Annotated in this window: 14 protein-coding genes and 4 tRNA genes; 11 read left to right on the forward strand and 7 right to left on the reverse strand. The window is 66.6% G+C overall.

Annotated features, from left to right (window positions below; translation table 11 throughout):
- Window positions 1-136 precede the first annotated feature (136 nt).
- The 4 genes from pstS to pstB all read left to right on the forward strand — a co-directional run bounded on the left by pstS (window position 137) and on the right by pstB (window position 4,000).
- Entirely contained in the window at window positions 137-1,246 is a 1,110-nt protein-coding gene (gene pstS, locus ACYR7D_RS08720; protein WP_459549100.1) for a phosphate ABC transporter substrate-binding protein PstS, read from the forward strand.
- Between the two features lie 88 nt (window positions 1,247-1,334).
- A complete protein-coding gene (gene pstC, locus ACYR7D_RS08725; protein ID WP_459549101.1) occupies window positions 1,335-2,300 on the forward strand; it encodes a phosphate ABC transporter permease subunit PstC in 966 nt (321 codons plus the stop codon).
- Window positions 2,300-3,205 (forward strand): phosphate ABC transporter permease PstA, encoded by a 906-nt coding sequence (gene pstA, locus ACYR7D_RS08730; RefSeq protein WP_459549102.1) that lies wholly within the window; start codon window positions 2,300-2,302, stop codon window positions 3,203-3,205. Before pstC ends, pstA begins: the two co-directional genes overlap by 1 nt.
- 18 nt (window positions 3,206-3,223) lie before the next feature.
- A complete protein-coding gene (gene pstB, locus ACYR7D_RS08735; RefSeq protein ID WP_459549103.1) occupies window positions 3,224-4,000 on the forward strand; it encodes a phosphate ABC transporter ATP-binding protein PstB in 777 nt (258 codons plus the stop codon).
- A gap of 406 nt (window positions 4,001-4,406) precedes the next feature.
- Here the strand turns inward: pstB and phoU are convergent, their stop codons facing one another.
- The 3 genes from phoU to dusB form a co-directional block, all read right to left on the reverse strand.
- Window positions 4,407-5,069 carry a phosphate signaling complex protein PhoU gene (gene phoU / locus ACYR7D_RS08740; protein WP_459549104.1) on the reverse strand — a complete coding sequence of 221 codons (663 nt, stop codon included), beginning with the start codon at window positions 5,067-5,069 and terminating at the stop codon, window positions 4,407-4,409.
- 472 nt (window positions 5,070-5,541) lie between these two features.
- Window positions 5,542-7,989 (reverse strand): LCP family protein, encoded by a 2,448-nt coding sequence (locus ACYR7D_RS08745; protein WP_459549105.1) that lies wholly within the window; start codon window positions 7,987-7,989, stop codon window positions 5,542-5,544.
- 299 nt (window positions 7,990-8,288) lie between these two features.
- The gene (gene dusB, locus ACYR7D_RS08750; RefSeq protein WP_459549106.1) at window positions 8,289-9,437 is read right to left on the reverse strand and encodes a tRNA dihydrouridine synthase DusB; all 1,149 of its coding nucleotides are present in this window, start codon (window positions 9,435-9,437) and stop codon (window positions 8,289-8,291) included.
- Window positions 9,438-9,680: 243 nt separating this feature from the next.
- Between dusB and ACYR7D_RS08755 the strand changes: the two genes are divergently transcribed.
- Window positions 9,681-10,301: a hypothetical protein gene (locus tag ACYR7D_RS08755; RefSeq protein ID WP_459549107.1), complete on the forward strand. Its 621-nt coding sequence runs from the start codon at window positions 9,681-9,683 to the stop codon at window positions 10,299-10,301.
- 146 nt (window positions 10,302-10,447) lie between these two features.
- Here the strand turns inward: ACYR7D_RS08755 and ACYR7D_RS08760 are convergent, their stop codons facing one another.
- A complete protein-coding gene (locus ACYR7D_RS08760; protein WP_459549108.1) occupies window positions 10,448-11,416 on the reverse strand; it encodes an acyl-ACP desaturase in 969 nt (322 codons plus the stop codon).
- A gap of 480 nt (window positions 11,417-11,896) precedes the next feature.
- Window positions 11,897-11,969 (reverse strand) — tRNA-Lys (locus ACYR7D_RS08765).
- 859 nt (window positions 11,970-12,828) lie between these two features.
- Between ACYR7D_RS08765 and ACYR7D_RS08770 the strand changes: the two genes are divergently transcribed.
- The 6 genes from ACYR7D_RS08770 (at window position 12,829) to ACYR7D_RS08795 (ending at window position 15,020) form a co-directional block, all read left to right on the forward strand.
- Window positions 12,829-13,491, forward strand: coding sequence for a TetR family transcriptional regulator (locus ACYR7D_RS08770; RefSeq protein ID WP_459549109.1), 663 nt, complete (start codon window positions 12,829-12,831; stop codon window positions 13,489-13,491).
- 95 nt (window positions 13,492-13,586) lie between these two features.
- Window positions 13,587-13,659: transfer RNA gene (locus tag ACYR7D_RS08775), tRNA-Glu, on the forward strand.
- Window positions 13,660-13,689: 30 nt separating this feature from the next.
- A tRNA-Asp gene (locus ACYR7D_RS08780) sits at window positions 13,690-13,766 on the forward strand.
- Between the two features lie 55 nt (window positions 13,767-13,821).
- Window positions 13,822-13,895 (forward strand) — tRNA-Phe (locus ACYR7D_RS08785).
- Window positions 13,896-13,969: 74 nt separating this feature from the next.
- Window positions 13,970-14,152, forward strand: coding sequence for a hypothetical protein (locus ACYR7D_RS08790; RefSeq protein WP_459549110.1), 183 nt, complete (start codon window positions 13,970-13,972; stop codon window positions 14,150-14,152).
- A 148-nt stretch (window positions 14,153-14,300) separates the two neighbouring features.
- A complete protein-coding gene (locus ACYR7D_RS08795; protein WP_459549111.1) occupies window positions 14,301-15,020 on the forward strand; it encodes a polyprenol monophosphomannose synthase in 720 nt (239 codons plus the stop codon).
- Window positions 15,021-15,026: 6 nt separating this feature from the next.
- Here the strand turns inward: ACYR7D_RS08795 and ACYR7D_RS08800 are convergent, their stop codons facing one another.
- Window positions 15,027-16,499, reverse strand: coding sequence for an HAD-IB family hydrolase (locus ACYR7D_RS08800; protein ID WP_459549112.1), 1,473 nt, complete (start codon window positions 16,497-16,499; stop codon window positions 15,027-15,029).
- On the reverse strand, window positions 16,496-18,988 hold the full coding sequence (locus ACYR7D_RS08805; RefSeq protein ID WP_459549113.1) for a glycerol-3-phosphate 1-O-acyltransferase: 2,493 nt from the start codon (window positions 18,986-18,988) through the stop codon (window positions 16,496-16,498). Before ACYR7D_RS08805 ends, ACYR7D_RS08800 begins: the two co-directional genes overlap by 4 nt.
- Window positions 18,989-19,170: the final 182 nt, after the last annotated feature.

The raw sequence follows: 19,170 nt of genomic DNA on the forward strand, positions 1-19,170 counted from the left end.
GTCTACCGACGGGACCTAGTTTGATTCTGGGCGGTAGTAGGTCGCCTGGTGTGCAAGTTCCCCGCGAACGGCCCACCATCACACCCGCCCGGGCCGGTGAGGGACCGGGCGAGTAGGACGTATCCGGAGGACTGGAGTGAACTTCAAGCGCAGCAGTGCCCTCGTCGGTGCGCTCGCCGCCATGACGCTGTCGTTGGCTGCCTGTGGTAGCGACGACAACACGTCGGCGACCGGTATCGAGCCCAATCCCGAAGTCGCGTGTGGCGGCAAGGAAGCGCTCAAGGCCAGCGGTTCGTCCGCGCAGAAGAACGCTGTGGAGCGTTTCACCGCCGCCTATGAAACCAACTGCGGAGATCAGACGCTCAACTACACGTCGAGCGGCTCCGGCGCCGGAGTGAAGGAATTCATCGGCGGTCAGACCGATTTCGCCGGTACCGACTCCCCGCTCAGCGAATCGAAGGGTGAGGTCGCCGACGCCGCGAAGCGTTGCGCTTCCTCCGCGTGGAACCTGCCCACCGTTTTCGGCCCGATCGCGGTCACCTACAACATCGACGGAGTCACCGATCTCGCGCTCGACGGCCCGACCCTGGCCAAGATCTTCAACGGAACCGTCCGGACCTGGGACGCGCCCGAGATCGAGGCGCTGAACCCGGACGCGCAGCTGCCCGCCGAAACCATCAAGGTGATCTACCGCTCCGACGAGTCCGGTACCACCGACAATTTCCAGCTCTACCTGGACGCCGCCTCCGAGGGAGCGTGGGGCAAGGACACGGGCAAGGTCTTCAACGGCGGTATCGGTGAGGGCGCCAAGGGCAACGAGGGCACCTCGGCTGCGGTGAAGACCACCCCGAACTCCATCTCCTACAACGAGTGGTCGTTCGCCAAGGCGCAGAGCCTTTCCGTGGTCCGTGTCATCACCTCCGCCGGGCCCGAACCGGTGGAACTGACCTCCGAAACCGCCGGTAAGGCGATCGACGGGGTGAAGATCAAGGGCAAGGGCAACGATCTGGTACTCGATACGTCGTCCTTCTACAAGCCGACCGAGACCGGCGCGTACCCGATCATCCTGCCGACCTATGAGGTGGTGTGCTCGAAGTACACCGACGGTGCGACCGCGACCGCGGTCAAAGCGTTCCTGACCTCGGCGATCACCAACGGCCAGACCGGCCTGGAGGACAACGGTTACGTGCCGATCCCGGAACAGTTCAAGACCAAGCTGACCACGGCGATCAACGCCATTTCCTGATTGCGCAACGATGACAGTCAACCCTGAGGTAGTCTCCGCGGGTCCGTCCGGCATAACGGGCCCGCGGAAGACCGGAGACACCGCGTCCATGTCGAGCGATCCGATGAAAGCGCCGCCGCGCAGCGCAGGCGGCGGCCGGCGGGCCGAACTGGTCTTCAAATCGCTGGCGACCGCCGCCGCCGCGATAATCGTGGCGTCGATCGCGCTGATCGCGCTGTTCCTGCTCATTCGTGCGGTGCCTTCGCTTCGTGCCGACGAGGTGAACTTCTTCACCAGCACGGAGTTCAACACCGGTGATGCGGAGAACCTTCGTTTCGGTATCCGTGACCTGTTCATGGTGACGGTGGCGAGCTCCGCGTTCGCACTTCTCATCGCGGTGCCGATCGGTGTCGGTATAGCCCTGTTCCTCACGCATTACGCGCCCAAACAACTGGCGCGCCCGTTCTCCATGCTGACCGATCTCCTGGCGGCGGTGCCGTCGATCGTGTACGGCCTGTGGGGCCTGCTGGTATTGGCGGCCTATCTGAAGCCGATCCAGGAGTTCCTCAACGACAACCTCGGCTGGTTCTTCCTCTTCGGCGACGGCAATGTCTCCATCGCGGGCGGCGGCACGATCTTCACCGCGGGGGTGGTGCTGGCGGTGATGATCCTGCCGATCATCACTTCGGTCGCGCGAGAAGTGTTCGCGCTGACCCCGCGTGCGCACATCGAGGCGGCCCAGGCGCTCGGCGCCACCAAATGGGAGGTCGTCCGGATGACCGTGCTGCCCTATGGCCGCAGCGGTGTGATCGCCGGTTCCATGCTCGGCCTCGGTCGCGCGCTCGGTGAGACGATCGCGGTGCTCCTCATCCTGAAGACGTCGGCGGAGGCGGGCGGCTGGTCGCTGTTCGACGGCGGTTTCACTTTCGCCTCCAAGATCGCCTCGGCCGCCGCGGAGTTCAGCGCGCCGCTACCGACTGGTGCCTATATCGCGGCGGGCTTCGTGCTCTTCGCGCTGACCTTCGTCGTCAACGCGCTGGCCCGGCTCGCGGCGGGCGGAAAGGTGAACGGCTGATGACCAGCCCGACCAAATTCGATCAGCCGGTCAAGGCGCCCACCTTCCGGCATGTGAGCACCGCGCGCCGGGTCAAGAACAATATCGCCACCGGCCTGTTCACCCTGTGCTTTCTCATCGCGCTCATCCCCCTGGGCTGGGTGCTGGGAATGGTGTTCGTCAACGGATTCGAAGCGATCCTCTCGCTCGAATGGTGGCAGCATTCGCAGAAGGGAATCCTGCCCGACCAGACCGGCGGCGGTGTCTACCACGCGATCTACGGAACCATCGTCCAGTCGGCGGTGGCGGCGGTCATCGCGGTGCCGCTGGGCATCATGGCGGCGGTCTACCTGATCGAGTACGGTACCGGCCGTTTCGCGAAGGTGACCACCTTCATGGTCGATATCCTGGCCGGTGTTCCCTCGATCGTCGCGGCCCTGTTCATCTTCGCCCTGTGGATCGCGACCCTGGGTTTCCCGCAGAGTTCGTTCGCGGTCGCCCTGGCCCTGGTGCTGCTGATGCTCCCGGTCGTCGTGCGCAATACCGAGGAAATGCTCAAGCTCGTCCCGGACGAACTGCGCGAGGCCTCCTACGCGCTCGGTATCCCGAAGTGGAAGACCATCCTGCGCATTGTCATTCCGACCGCCTTGCCGGGCATGATCTCCGGCATCCTGCTCGCCCTGGCCAGGGTCATGGGTGAGACGGCGCCGGTGCTGGTGCTGGTCGGATACAGCAAGTCGATCAATATGAACATCTTCGACGGCAATATGGCTTCGTTGCCGCTGCTGATCTACCAGGAACTGGCCAACGCGGAGGACGCGGGCCGGCAGCGAGTGTGGGGTGCCGCGCTCACACTGATCCTGCTGATCGCGGTGCTGTACCTGGCGGCGGCGGGTGTCAACAAGTTCCTGATGCGGAACCGATAAGGCGGAACGGAAGAACTGATGGCCAAGCGCATCGACATCAAAGACCTGAACATCTTCTACGGTAAATTCCACGCCGTCGCCGATGTCACGCTCAACGTTCTGCCGCGTAGCGTGACCGCCTTCATCGGCCCCTCCGGATGCGGTAAGTCCACCGTGCTGCGCTCGCTGAACCGGATGCACGAGGTGACCCCGAACGCCAGCGTCTCGGGTGCCGTCATGCTCGACGGTGAGGACATCTACGGCTCGCAGGTGGATCCGGTGGGCGTGCGCCGCACCATCGGCATGGTGTTCCAGCGCCCGAACCCGTTCCCGACCATGTCCATTCGCGACAATGTGGTGGCCGGTCTCAAACTCCAGGGCGTGCGCAACAAGGCCGAACTGGACGAGGTCGCGGAACGCTCGCTGCGCGGTGCGAACCTGTGGAACGAGGTCAAGGACCGGCTGGACAAGCCCGGCGGCGGGCTGTCCGGCGGTCAGCAGCAGCGTCTGTGCATCGCCCGCGCCATCGCGGTGTCCCCGGACGTACTGCTGATGGACGAGCCCTGTTCGGCCCTGGACCCGATCTCCACACTGGCGATCGAGGACCTGATCACCGAATTGAAGAAGGAATACACGATCGTCATCGTCACCCACAACATGCAGCAGGCGGCGCGGGTGAGCGATAAGACCGGTTTCTTCAACCTCGAGGCCCAGGGCAAACCGGGCCGGCTGGTGGAGATCGACGATACCGAGAAGATCTTCTCCAACCCCGGTGAAAAGGCCACCGAGGACTACATCTCCGGCCGTTTCGGCTGAGCCGCCGGCGACGCGAAGCCCGCGGAACGATTCCCGCGGGCTTCTCTGGCTGCGTCGCGCAGGCCGGAATTCCTCGTATCGCCACTGAACCCGCGGCTCCCGCTGCACTGCCCACCTCGCGTGGGTCGAGTCGTTGTTTGTTCCGAAATGATTCGATAACCCGTGTGAGGCGGGGGAGAAAACGACACGACCTCCGCGCAATATGTTCGAGCGAAGGGGGATTCGTGGTCGAAATCTACGCTGTCGGCAACCGGCACCTATGATGCTCCGCCGAGGACGTATTACTGCGCGCTGACGCCCGGTGGGCAGATGGATCATCACCCGCTGGTTGCCGTAGCGGACCCGCAAAAAACTGTGGCCCGAGAAACCCTCGGGCCACAGTCCAGCGTATGTGTGCCGGGGTGGCTCAGCTCTCGGTGTCGGTGTCCGGAGGCAGTTCGCCCGTCACCAGGAAAATGACCCGGCGGCCGATCTCCACGGCGTGATCGGCGAACCGCTCGTAGTAGCGGCCGAGCAGGGTGACATCGACAGCGGGCGCCACCCCGTACTTCCATTCCCGGTCCATCAACAGGGTGAACAGGTGGCGATGCAGATCGTCCATCGCCTCGTCGTCCTGATTCAGCTGAGCCGCGCGTTCGGGGTCGCGGGATTCCAGTACTTCCTTCGCGCCCTGGCCCATACTGACCGCGATCCGGCCCATCTCGGCGAAGTACCCGTTCACCGCCTCGGGCAGCGCGTGGTTGGGATGCCGGCGGCGGGCCACCTTGGCCACGTGCAGCGCGAGCGTACCCATCCGATTGACATCGTTGACGATCTGGATCGCGCTGACCACCTGCCGGAGATCGCCGGCGACCGGGGCCTGCGTGGCGAGCAGCGCGAAGGACCTCTCCTCCGCGTCGGCGATCATCTCGGCGATCCGATCACCCTCGCTGATGACCTGCTCGGCCAGCGACAGGTCGGCCTGGAGCAGCGCCTGCGTGGCACGATCCATGGCCGAACCGGCCAGCCCGGCCATCTCGCCCAGTAGGTGGGCGAGATCGGCCATTCGCTCGTTGTAGATGACACGCATGAAACGAAGACTAGTTCGCTCTACTGTCCACGTCACCAACAAGGTGTGAACAATCCGGTGGGGAGCTGTGCCGGGGGTCACCGCACGGCGCGGGGTCGTCTCCGGAGCGGCCGGATCCGAAATTCTCGCCGGATCGATCGGCGTCGTGCTTTCCGGTGTGTCCGGAACGGCTGTCGCGAGTGAAGCGCCGGCGCTTCCCAAGACTTTCCCCAATGGGGCGCAATGTGGGCAGGCCTCGAAAAACTGGAAGCACAGGAGAATGCGCGCGGCGTGTACGGATGCTTCCCGCACAACGGTAACCCGGACGGGCCCACCACTTCGCGCCGCAGGTGACGACGCGGCTGCTCACCGCAGAAATGGGCAGCTGCAGGAAGCATGGTGGCAGGCGGTGACGGCCGTGTACCCACAACGCATTTTCGGTCAACGATCTGTTTCGTCAGGAGAATTCGGCCGGCGGGCGCCGTAGAAGCTCCTATGCGCACATATCGTCTGCGGCATTGACATGTTCGAGGTCGGACGGCAGCTCTACCGGCCCGGGACTGGTCTGGGGGATATCCGTGATCGGGTTTCCCACGGGCGTCGGTTCGTTCACCACCTGCTGATAATCCTCGCCCAGTACCAATTCGACGATACTGCTCAGCGATTCATCCAGTTCCATGCTGGCTCCGGGGACAGAACTCGCCACCGTCGCCGCTTCGGCTTCGTGGCCCGGAGAATAGCGAACTTTGGTTTCGGTGGAGTTGCCCTCCGTATAGTTGTCGGCCTTGTAGATATTGAAGCCGACATTTGCCAGTTGACTGGCCGTGGTCCTGGCCAGGCCCGCGATTCCCGAACCGTTGGACACCAGTAGCGACAGGGTGCTGGGATCCACCGCGGTCAGCGACGGCGGCACCGGAGCTTCGGAGGTCGGTGGCGGTGCCGGTGCGGTCTTCTCTCCAGGAAGCGGCTGATCGTCGCGGATCGCCTGGAAGATCGCCTGGATATCGGCGGTTCGAGGGATCTCGTTGCCGTAGGAGGTGGTACCCGCGGTGGGCACGGTCAAGAAGGTCACCGCCCCGGAATTCAGATCCTGCAGCGATTTGCCCAGCATCAGCAGGTCGTTGGGGTCGACTCCATCGACAAAGGTCGCGTCGGAGAAAGCCTTGATGAATCCGTTCAGCCGCCCGGGGTCCAACAGCATTTTGCTCGACAACGCACCACGCAACAGGGAAGCGAGGAACTTCTGCTGCCGGTTGATCCGGTCGTAGTCGCTGCGCTCTTCCCCGTAGACGTGCCGGGCCCGAACGTAGTTGAGCGCGGTTTTCCCATCGATCCGCTGGCGGCCCGCTTCCGGGAGGATCGTGCCGAGCATGCTGTCTACGAGGGGCTTGTTCACGCACACCTCGACGCCGTTGACCTTGTCCACCATCTGTTCGAAACCGGCGAAGTCGATACCGATGAAATGGTTGATCGTGCTGCCCGTCAACAGCTGGATGGTGCTCAGCAGGCAGCGGGGGCCACCGCGCGCGTAGACGGCGTTGAGCTTGTCGTTCATTGCCGAGGGGAACACATCCTCGGTGTAGCCGGGTTTCTCGTTGTCCCAGCCTTGGCATTCGGGCCGGGTGACGTCGAGGTCGCGGGGGAAGGACACGATCACCACCCGCTGCCGGTTCTGGGGAATGTGCACCAGCATCGTGGTGTCGGCGCGCGCGCCCTCGGCGTCCTCCACGGTGCCGGCGCCGACCTCGGCGTTGGCACCGGCGCGGGTATCGGTGCCGACGATCAGATAGTTCTCGTCACCGAGTTGAGCCTGCGCGTCGATGACATGGTCGTCGTTCTCGGCGAGGGCGGATACCTGAGTGAAGCTGTTGCCCGTGGCGCGCAGGTAGCTCCAGCCACCCCCGGTGATCAGGAGAGCCAGGACGGAGGAGAACGCCACGGTGGCGCGCCCGGCGAGCCGCAGCCTTCTGCTGCGGCGGGATTCGGCGGGCCGGCGCCGTTTCGGCTTGCCGATCGTTTCCGGCTCCGCGGGCTCGGCGGTGGGCCAGCCCGCCGTATCGGTTCGCCCGTTGATACGGGAACCGTCCTCGTCGACGGGCGGGAGCACATCGGTGACCTGCTCGGGAGCCTCGGCCGCTACCGGCGCCGATTTCGCGCCTTTACCGCGCCGGGGTGTGCTGCGCGATTGCCGGGAACGTTTCGGTGCGGGGTCCGCACCGGCTCGCGGGCCGCCGCGGGCGGTGTCCGGGGTCTGCGGGACAGCGGTGGTCGGCTCGGGATCTGCGGGTGCGGGCGGGGCGGCGGCCGGGCGCTGCCCCGTAGGGGGACGGTTCCCGGCGGGCTCCGGAGCGGGGCCCGCGGCGGGCGGGACGGCTGCCCGGGCATCCGTCGCCGGGCGCTGCCCGCCCGCACCGGGCGCTACCTCTCCTCCGGGCCGCGGCTGGGCGGGCTTCCGGACCGGGCCGGGCTGCTCCGGACCGGGGCCGGGAGCGCGTTGCGCCGGTCCGGGCGGAGGCTGCTTCCGGCCCGTGGGCGGCTGGGGCCGCTGTTGCGCGGGCCCGCCCGGGGGCGGTTGCCGATTCGCCGGGGGCGGTCCGGGCTGGGCGGGCGTCGCACCGGTCGAATGCTTGCCCGGTGCCGGGCCGCCGGCCGGGGGTGCGGGCGGGCGGGCCGCCCGGGAGTGGGGGGCTTCGGGACCCTGTTGGTCCGGTCGTGGCCGCTGCTCGGCGGCCGGCCTCGGCGTCGGCCCCGCCGGGCGGGCCGGCCGCTCGGCCGGCGGTTGCGCCGGGCCGGCCCCGGCGCTGTGCCGTCCGGTATCACCCGGGGTACGCCGGGCGGTTCGCTCACTGTCCACCCGTTCGACCAGATCCGCGACCGTCAGCGGGCCCTGCCCGGCCGGGGTTTCCGGCTGCCGCCGCCGGCCCCCATGAGTGCCGTCCATTTCGGGGGACTCCGCCGCGGGATACCGCTCCCACGGTGCGCGACCTCCGGGCCCTGGTGATCGCCCGTGCCGATCGTCACCCACCAATGAACCTCGCTTTTCCGCAACTCGCTGCCGCCACAGCCGTGCTCGAAAGGCTGAGCGGGATTCCGCAATGATAACGATTTCGCCATCGAGGGCCACTCGGAGATCACGAGTGGGCGAAGGGCGAAGGTAATGCTGGAAAGTTGCCTGAGCCTATGTTTTCATGCGCCCGCGCCCAGCTCCGAATAAATCGAACTCCGGCGTGTCGGGCCCGATCAGCCGCCGCTGTGCATGACGTCGGCCGCGGTGGGAACGGTCCGGTCGTCCGGGTCGTCCAGCCATCCGTGTGGCAGCGCGACCTTCCCGGGCGAGCCCTGCCGCCCCCGTGGGCCCTCGGCGTCCTTCGGGAAAGGTACAGCCGGATCCAGCTGGGCGATCAGCCCGTCGAGTTCGCTCAGGGTGGACACGGTGGCGAAGCTGCGCCGCAGCTCCGCTCCCAGCGGGAAGCCCATGAAATACCAGGCCATATGTTTACGCAGATCGCGCATACCCTTGTCTTCGCCGTGATGTTCGGCGAGCAGCCTCGCATGACGGGCCAGGATCGTCCCGACCTCGCCGAGGGTCGGCGGGAGGGGAGCGGGTTCGCCGCGCAGAGCGGCGCTGAGCTCACCGAAGAGCCAGGGCCGGCCCAGACAACCGCGACCCACCACCACGCCGTCGCACCCGGTCTGCGCCATCATCGCGACCGCGTCGTCCGCGCTGAAAATATCTCCGTTACCCAATACCGGGATGGTGGTCACCGCTTCTTTCAGGCGCGCGATCGCGGACCAATCGGCCGTTCCGGAATAGCGCTGCGCGGCGGTCCGGGCATGCAGCGCGACGGCGGCCGCACCTTCGCTTTCGGCGATCCGGCCGGTATCGAGGTAGGTCCGATGCTCGTCGTCGATGCCGATACGGAATTTCATGGTCACCGGGACGCCCGCCGGTTCGGCGGCGCGGACCATTTCCCGGACTATCGCCGCGAAGAGGTTCCGCTTGTACGGCAGCGCGGCACCGCCGCCGAGCCGGGTGACTTTGGGCACCGGGCAGCCGAGATTCATATCGATATGATCGGCCCAGCCTTCTCCGACGATGATCCGCACCGCTTCGCCGAGGGTTGCCGGGTCCACACCGTACAACTGCATGGACCGGGGGGACTCGCCCTCGTCGAAAGACATCATGTGCAGTGTCTTCTCGTTGCGTTCCACCACCGCGCGGGCGGTGATCATCTCGCAGACATAGATCGCCGACGGGCTGCCGAATTCCCGGCAGAGCTTCCGGAAGGCCAGGTTGGTGATCCCGGCCATGGGAGCGAGGACCACCGGCGGATCGACCGGGTAGGGGCCGATCCGCAAACTCGTCTCTCGCTCCAACTCTGCTTGCACGAGGATCCATTTTCCCCGCAGCTCCGGTACCGGTCACCATCGGGTGGCTCACGGGGCCCGGACTCGGGTCGCGGGGCCGCGCACACGGCATCTCCAGGACTTTTCCGTGGGCGCGGGAGTGCCGTGCTCGGGGCGACCGTTAGCCTCGGGGGCGCCGGATCGCGCCGGCCGTCCGTTTCCGCTGGATACGGCGACCGAGTCCACGCGCGAGACAGGAAAGAACCGAAAGAGGACGTATCAATCATGGCCGAGCAGAACCACGACACCGGCCGCGGCCCGGACGATACCGCGGCCGGCTCCGCCGGGACCGCCGCCTCCGGGAAGCCGGTACCGGACCGGCCGGGCACTGTGTCCATCCGGGTCTCCAGCCTGGTCGGCGGTGCGCTCATCGCCGTACTCGCCGTGGCCGCGGTGGTCTTGGGGGTGCTGTACTTCACGGCGCGCGGCGACCTGGCCGCGCGCGAGGAACGCGCGGCCGGTGATCGGCATGCCGAGCAGGTGGCGACCGAGTACGCGGTCGGGGCGGCCACGGTGAACTTCCAGGACCTCGACGCCTGGATCGGCAACCTGAAGAAGAACACCACCCCGCAGCTGTCCGGCAAGTTCGAGGAAACGGCGCCGAAACTGGAACAGATCCTGGTGCCGCTGCGGTGGACCTCGACGGCCACGCCGATCACGGCGAAGGTTATGTCGGAACAGGACGGCACCTATCAGGTGAACGTTTTCGTCAATGTGACCTCGACCAATGCGCAGAACCCGGACGGAACCCAGACGACGGTCACCTACACGGTCACGGTGGACGAGAATTCCGAATGGAAGATCGCAGACGTGGGCGGCGTGGACGGCGCACTGCCGATGAACTGAGCCAGGTCGAGCCCCGCCCTGGCGGTGGCATCCGCTGCGGGGAAGAAGGAGAGGGTGGGGCCGCTGGTTCGCTCGGGAGAGGATCGGTCCGCAGATGCGACGAGACCGCCGGGGTCCGGCGGTCTCGTTCTCCTGGTCTCGGGAGATCAGCTGCTCACGGAGGCGAAGGCCTTCTCGCGTTTGGCCGCCTCGCGGGCGAGCATCCGGTCGCGCTGCTCTTCGAACTTGACGACGTCCTTGGACAGCTTTTCCAGGAAGTTGCCGAGACGTTCCCGCGTTTCCTCTCCGCGTGCGGTGAAGTCGTTGCGCGTGAAAATGTTCCACTTCTTCAGCACCGGTTGCACCACTTCTTCGAGGTGCTGGCGCAAATCGTAGATTCCGTGCTTGGCCATGAGCACACCGTTGCGCCGGAAATTCGGCATCCCGGCGCCGGGCATCTGGAAGTTTTCCAGAATGAGGGTGATCGCATCGAGGGCCTGGTCGGGGCACAGGTCCAGGGCGGCTCCGCACATATTGCGGTAGAAGATCATGTGCAGGTTCTCGTCGGCCGCGATGCGCTGCAGCATCCGGTCGGCGATGGCGTCGTCGCACACCTTGCCGGTGTTGCGGTGCGAGACGCGGGTGGCCAGCTCCTGGAACGTCACGTACGCGACCGAATGCAGGAAGCCGGCATCGGCCTCGGCGGGCGAGGCGAAGCCGTTGGTCATATGCACCATCCGAGCCTGCTCCAGGGCTACCGGGTCGACACCGCGGGTGACCACGAGATAGTCGCGCATCACGATGCCGTGCCGGTTCTCCTCGGCGGTCCAGCGCCCGACCCAGGTGCCCCATGCGCCGTCCTGGGAGAAGTTCTCCGCGATCTCACGATGGTAGGAGGGCAGATTGTCCTCGGTGAGCAGATTGGTGATCATGGCCGCTTTGGCGACCTCGCTGAGCTTGGATTGTTCGGGGTCCCAGTCCTGCCCGCCGAGCGCGGCGAAGTTGCGCCCCTCGTCCCACGGGACGTAGTCGTGCGGATGCCACTCCTTTGCCAGCGAGAGGTGCCGGTTGACGTTCTGCTCGGCAACCGGCTCCAACTCTGTGAGGAGCTCGAGTTGAGTCAGATCCCTTGCCATGTGATCAAGCCCTTCGTATGTCGCGTTCGTGCGGGTCACCTGTTGTCGACCGCTGCCGATGCGGCCCTACCTTACGGCACCGTAGGTGTGATGCGAAACGCATCCGACCGAGAGGGAGTGCGGTTGGCACACGTGTTCCGGCACGGGCGGTCACTACGAAGTGTATGGCCCGATTCTCGGTCCTTGGGCTATCGAACGGCCTGTCCACCACGTTAGCGTGAGTGGGAAACGGCACAGCCGTGAAGCGCGGTCGGCTATCGGGCTGCGATGCCTCGATGCTGATCGTGCCCCGCTTTCTTCGCCTGCGCACGCCGTGTGCGCCGGGTGGCGGGGGAGCGAACAAGATCATATAGGTCGGCGTGGTTCACAGCAACCCGGAGATGGTGCTGGGTGGATTCACATCCCCGGCGATCCCCGGTGGGAGGCTTCGCTGTCCCGGGAAGAGAGCGGGCGCCCGGTCGTGACCGGGCGCCCGGAGGGTGCCCCCACCAGGGCTCGAACCTGGGACCTGCGGATTAAAAGTCCGTAGCTCTACCAACTGAGCTATAGGGGCGCGGGCGCAAGTGTAATGGGCGGACCGGGGAATCTCGTAATCGGGGGGTCGAGCTGGTGCTTCGTGCCACGCGCCTGCCCTTCTTCCGGCGGGGAGAGTGGGGTCTCGGGTGAGGCCGGCGGAGCCGTACGGGGCCGGGCGGCGTGAGCGCACGGACCATACCCACGGGTTCCGAAACGCGGTACCTGTGACATTGTTGATACAACGGGTGACACGATACGATCCAAATATGTTGGATACCAATGCCTTTGGATCGGTGAAGGCGGAGTTGGCGCTCGGGCCGGGCCTGCGAGGGTCGTTTGCGCAGTGTTGCCGGCCCGTTGTCGTTCCCGGGTGGGGTGATATGCGCCGAGGGGTCCTGGTGGTCGGCTGAGTCGGGCCCGGAACCCGCCCCGGTATGCGGACATTCGGTGTTTCCGTCAGGATTCGCCGCACCATTATCCGGTCGCGCGGTGTGCCTGTGTTCACAAGGCCCCGGATGCCGGAATGGTAAGCCGCCGCAGCGGTTTACCGCGTGTCGATGCGAAATTCCGAGTACCGTGACGAAACAGCGAATTCGGGGTGTCACTTGGGTCGACGCTGTGGGAGGCGGATCGGGGACGAGGAAGAGCGCGACGGAATGCCCGGATGCGCACCCCCTGCGGCGCACCCGGGCGATCAAATTATACCAGCCGGTGTGTTTCTTTTTCGGGCTGGGTTCCGTACCGAGAGTTTGAGACAGGTCAGAAAACCGACCGCAGGTCGGCATATAACAGGATACGTTCGCGACCTCGGCCCCGTAGCGGGCGTCTGATCGGTCGCGGGCATTCCGCGGATGCGAATCCAGCGGATTGCACAAGGCTTCGGAGGCATTTCGAGCATGGCACGGCAGCAAGAGCGGGCCCGCCGGACACGGGCAGCGATCATCCGGTCCGCCGCCGTTGAGTTCGGTAAGAGCGGCTACGCCGCGGCTTCGCTCAACCGCATTTTGGAAGGGTCGCGAGCGACCAAGGGCGCCATGTACTTTCATTTCGACTCGAAAGAAGATCTGGCGCGGGCCGTACTGGATTCGGCCATCGAACGATACGGCGCCACGATCGATCGCTGGCTCGTCCGCGCGGACCTCGGGCCGCTCGACACTCTGCACGGCGTCTTCGACGAGCTGGCGCTGCGGCTGGAGCACGACATCATCGTGCAGGCGGAGTTCCGCCTGGTCGTCGATCCCGGTTTCCAGCGTCAAGGTCACGGCGGCTGCCGGATGCTCGCCTCCGCCATCCGGAGGCTGACAGTGGGCGCGATCGAACAGGGGCAGTTGCGTCCGGATACCGATCCCGACCGCTTCACCCGCGCCCTCGCCGGCGCTCTCATCGGCCAGTGCTACATCGCCGAAGCGGACGGTCTCGCGCCCGACCTGCGAACCCGGTTCCGGGAGGTACTGGAGATCGTGGTGCAGGCCGCCTGCACCCGGGAATGGGTGGAGAACTTCCGGCAGCACGGATGGCGTGCCACCGCTCGGCTGGAGGAGCTGGGTTCGCCCGCTTGACCAGCGGATTTGGGAATTGAGCGCACCCTGGCATAAGCTATGCGAGCTCCCAACGGACAGCCGTTGAAAAGCCGGTCCGGAGAGATCCGGGACGAGCCCCCTTCGTCTAGCGGCCTAGGACGCCGCCCTTTCAAGGCGGTAGCGCGGGTTCGAATCCCGTAGGGGGTACGACCTACGAAAGTGGGTTGCACAGAGCAAGGCCCTGTGGCGCAGTTGGTTAGCGCGCCGCCCTGTCACGGCGGAGGTCGCGGGTTCGAGTCCCGTCAGGGTCGCCAGTGGATGCCGGAACGATCCGCCATCCATCGGATGGCATTCGTTCCGGGTGCCTGCGGCCAGGTAGCTCAGTTGGTACGAGCGTTCGCCTGAAAAGCGAAAGGTCGCCGGTTCGATCCCGGCCCTGGCCACAACGAACCCCCTGATCGACACGATCCGGGGGTTTCTGCTCGTTCGAGCCGGGTACCGATGAGATGCTGTGCGTATGGCCGAACGGTGGTATTACTGCTTGAAACATCAGCGCGCCGAGCGTGGTCGCCAGTGCTGGTTCCGTGACCGTATGGGCCCCTACCCGGACCGCTCGACCGCCGAACGCGCGCTCGAGATCGTCCGGCAGCGTAATGCGGACCAGGACGCCGCGGACCGTCGCTGGCGTGAGGGGGAGTGAGCCGGTACGGGTAACCCCTGCTGAGGCCCCTATGGCCAGTGCGCTGCACCCGTGAGCGGGCGGTTGGGCTACCGTTCACGGGTAATACGTAGCGACGCCCGCGGCCTGTGGATCGGCTGAGGGGCGAGACCAGCAGGGAGGGCGACCCTTGAGGGTTACCGTTGTTGTGCCGACCTACAACGAGCGGGACAATCTGCCGGTTGTGGTGGAGCGGCTGACGGCGCTACCGGTATCCGACCTGCACGTGCTGGTAGTGGACGACAACTCTCCGGACGGTACCGGTGAGGTGGCGGACAAACTGGCCGCCGAGCTGCCCAGCGTGGTCTCGGTGGTGCACCGCACCGAGAAGGACGGTCTCGGGCGCGCCTATATCGCCGGGATCACCCGGGCGCTGGAGGACGGGGCGGAAGTGGTGATCCAGATGGACGCCGACTTGTCCCATCCCGCCGAGGTCATCCCCGCCATGCTCGAGGAACTCGGGCGGCCCGGCACCGGCGTGGTGCTCGGCTCCCGCTACGTTCCCGGCGGTTCTACCGCGGCGGAATGGAAGTGGTACCGCAAGGCTCTCTCGGCCTGGGCCAACTTCTACGTCAACGCCATACTGCGGCTCGGGGTCAAGGACGCCACCGCCGGCTTCAAGGCCTGGAAAGCCGATACGCTGCACGCCATCGATATCGCGTCGATCCGCAGCAACGGCTATTCGTTCCAGGTCGAGATGAACTACCGGACCAAAAAGCAGGGACTCGGTATCGGCGAAGTGCCGATCCGCTTCGAGGAACGCACCGTGGGTGCCTCCAAGATGAGCTTCGCGGTTCAGCTGGAGTCCGCGCTCATGCCCTGGAAGCTGTTGTTCGGGCGTTCCCTGTAGCCTTCGTCACGCCGGCCAGTCCCGAAGCGTGTCCAGGTACAGCTGCCGGACGGCCGCCACCCCGGCGTCCATCTCCGCCGGCTCCCACTCGCCGATATCGATCGGGGGCAGGATCGCCACGTCCACCGTTCCCGGCCGGGCGATCATGGAATCGCGCCGGCCGATTTCGCCGGCATTGCGGATCACCACCGGGATCACCGGCACCCCCGCCTGTCGGGCGATATGGAACGCGCCTTTTTTGAACCGGCCCGGATGCGGGGCGTAGGAGCGCGTCCCCTCCGGAGCGATCGCGATGGACAGGCCGTCACTCAAGGTGTGGACCACCGGCGCCAGTGAGGCCCTGGCCCGATCGGTATTCGACCGGTCGATGAAGGTAACACCCACGAAGCGCATGAGCGGGCCGAAAATCGGATTCCGGATGAGCTCTTTCTTGCCCACGCCGGTGACGCCGGCACCGAGTACGGCGGGAACGATCAGCACATCGAACTGGCTCTGATGATTGAACAGGAAGACCGCCGGTCGCGGGCTCCGGGCATGTTCGGCACCGGTGACCCGGAGCTTGATTCCGCACAGGCGCAGCGGCCAGGCGGTGCCGTATTTCATGAGCGCGTCGGCCATGGTCCGCCGGTTGCGGGTGGGCGATCCACGCAGCACCCCGAACAGCGCGCCACCGAGCAGTGCGGCGAAACCGAGTACGGTCCGTAGCCGGTCGCGCGCCGTGGGGGCCGTGCGCGGCCCGAGGTACAGCGCCGGCCATCTGTACTCGGCCGCGGTGCTCGCGAGGACGGTATCGGGGGTGACCGGGACCGGCGCCGCGGCCCGGGAGAGCAGCGGCAGATCGGCGGCGCTGCCGGAATAGACATAGGAACGGCCGAGGTCGATCCCGTGGGAGGCGGCGAACTCCTGTACCGCCGCGGCTTTGTCCGGGCCGTACAGGACCGGTCCGTCGATCTGTCCGGTGAGCCGGCCGGCGGTTGCGGCGAACCGGGTGCCCAGGACGTACTCGATACCCAGCGCGGCGGCCGCGGGACGCAACTGCGCCTCGGCCGATGTTCCGACCAGTACCACGGTGTGGCCGGCGGCGATATGTTCCTGGACCAGCCGCCACAGCTGCGGGTGGAGCTGGGTGTACCAGTTCCGTTTGAACAGGCGTTCGCCCAGCGTGTTCGTTTCGTCGAGCGTCCGTCCGGACGCGACCGCGGCGGCCCGCTCGACGAGGTCCGCGGCCGCGCTCTCACCGCCGTGACGTATTTGGTCGAACAACGCGGCCGCCGGTTCGCGGTCGGAGCCGCGGAACCGCCGGGCGGGCAGGGAGTGTAGATCGGCCACCGCGGACAGGTCGAGAAACGCTCCGATCTCAGCTCCGCGTGGGCCGGAACGGATCGTCTCGACCAGAGCCTCGGTACTCGTGCCCACGCGCTCCTCGGTGGCCGGCGGGTGCGCGCCCCGGTGGCCCGGACCGGTTTCGGGGGCGCTCATCGGATACGTCCCGGTGGGAGATTGGAGGGGTCGAGGGCGGCGGCGCGGGAGATCCGGATTCCGATCGTGCGCAGCCGTTCGGCGAATTCCCGGCGGCGCCGCGCCGATTCGGCCGCCGCCTCGGATCCCGGATCGACGGGTTCGAGGAGACCCTGATTGGCGGCGAGTTTCAGCGCACTACCGAAGAGCTCGGTGGACACCGATTCCGTACTGTGCAGGCGCTGCTGCAACAGCATCTGCCGGCCCACGGAGACGCATTCGGCCATGAATTCTTTGCGGTCGATCTCGGCGGCCGGCTCCCGCGCGGCCAGTCGTTCGGCCACCACCAGCTGCGCCTCGAAGAAGGAGCGCAGCACCCGGTGGGCCATCATGAAACCGGTGCCGGTGAGCGCGGCCAGGATCTCACTGCCCAGCGTATCCCGGGCGCGAGTCCGCCAGCCGGGGTCGATCAGCAGCATTTCCGCGGTCATCCGCTCGGCGAATTCGGTGCGATCCGGGAAGAAGAATTCGAATTTCAGCAGATCGCGGAGCCGGTAGGCCTCTTCCCATCCGAGACCGAGGGCGTCGGCGTCCGGCCCGATGGCACCGCCCGACGGATCATCCGGTGCCGCCTCCACCGCGGCCAGGATCGCCAGCTCCAGAATCGCCCGGTCCACGAACCAGTGCACGGCACTGTTGCGGTAGAAGGCAGCCTCGAGATGGGCGCCGGGCTCGATCGAGTACACCGGTTCCACGCCACCGCGGTAGACGGTGACCACCTTCGCCAAGGACAACTGCTCCAGAGCCACCACCAGGCTCTGTTCGTCGCGGAGCTTCGCGATCTCGCCGCAGGGCAGAGCCCGCTGTTCGATGTAGTCGAGCACCGGGGCGAGTACCTCGTGTACTTCGGCCCGGGTGAGCGCGCGATTGTGCACGCCGAGAAGAGCCAGGGTGACCAGCGCGTTCACCGTGATCGGAGTTACCGCGTCGATCCCCACCGCCACGTCGAAAGCGAGTCGCTGGACCGCTCTGCGTTCCTGTTCCCCCATATGGTCGCCCAGCAGGACGGCATCCGGCCGGACCGGCTGGGGTCCGGCCGGACCCGTGCGGTGCAGCGGAATGGTCACCGGCGGCTCGGTGAGCGGATCGCCGTGGGCGGCGAGGCGCTCGCGAGCCGAGAGCGGTTCGCCGAACCGGACATACACACGCCCGGCCGAATGCTGCTGATTACGTACATAGCGGGCCAGCCAGGCCAGGCCCTCGGGCTTCTTGCGTCCGCCCACCTGTTCGTCGGCGATGGCGCCGAGTTCGTTGAGGCGCTCGTAGGTGATCGACACCGGAACGAGTAGCGCATCGGATACCCGGCCCCGGCGTACGGCGGCCGCGAGGTAGTTCAGCAGGCCGTAGCGCGGGGGCCGGAGTTTTCCGGTGCGGGTGCGGCCACCTTCGAAATACCACTCGAGATTGAACCGGCGGGCCAGCAGATAGCCGAAATACTCCTCGACCACCGCCTGATACACCCTGTCGTCGGCGAAACTGCGCCGGATGAAGATCGTGCCGGTGCGCCGGGCGATCGGGCCCATCGGCCAGAAACGCAGGTTCGCCCCGCCGACGACGTGGTTGGGCGGGAAATCGTTACGTGCGAGCACGTCACCGAGGACGAACGCGTCCACATAGGACCGGTGCGACGGCAGGAAGACGAGCGGATAGCGGCGGTTGAGCTCACGCAGCGCGGCGAGCCCGGATTCGTCACAGTCCACTTTCCAGGTCGAGGCGTGGACGGGGCGCATGGCCTGGGTGAAGAGATCCGAGATCGTCCGGCTCTGGGCGGCAACCAGTTCGTCGAGTGCCTTCTCGGCCCGCCGGTGCACCTCCTGAGGGTCGGCCCCGGCCTCGTCGGCGATCAGTTCGAGACGCCGCAGGAAGTCGGCGGAGTCGAGGATCTCCTCGGTGACCAGGCGGGGCACCTTGTACCGGTCGCCGATCACGGTGCGTTCCGCGCGTTCCAGCGCGACCACGCCCGCGCGTACCACGGCGCGCGCGAACGGTTCGGTGGTGCCGGCGTCGTGCAGGGCAGCGGCCTCGGGATTGTTGGCACGCAGTTCGCTGAGCCGGGCCGGGATACCGGTGAGTACCCGGTGCCGGTCGGGGGCCCGGGCGACGAGGCGCCGCTGGGCGAGCCGGTTCGGGCGGCGCGGGTTGGTGAGCAGCGCCAGATCACCGAATGTCACCCGCCGGACACCGTCGCGTTCGGGTGGCAGCCACAGCACGCGGACCGGTACCACCAGCGGGTCGTCGGTACGGCCGGTGAGGCGGTCGGCGATCGCGCCGGCATCCAGATCGAGTTGGGTGACCGGGGCGGAAACGCCCAGTTCGGCGGTTATACCGCCGTCGGTGAGCCACCGGCCGACGAGTTCGCGTTCGGTCGCCGAGGCCGAATCCACCAGGGCGACCACCGATTCCGGCGGATTGCCGCGGGCCGTGGCCGCTGTACCGCTGTGCTCGATCATGGCGTGGATCCTCTGTGTCCGATGATGATCTCCCGGTGTCGTTTACAGCCGACGGGCCGGCCGGGGCCCGCCTGTGAAATTACTCGCTGCCAACCACTATGGACGGCGTACGCGCGTGGTTGGGGTGGTTTGGCCGGTTTCCGGCCTGTTCGAGCCACCCGAAAAGAAGAGGTAATGCTAAC

It is taken from the genome of Nocardia sp. X0981 (assembly GCF_977089955.1).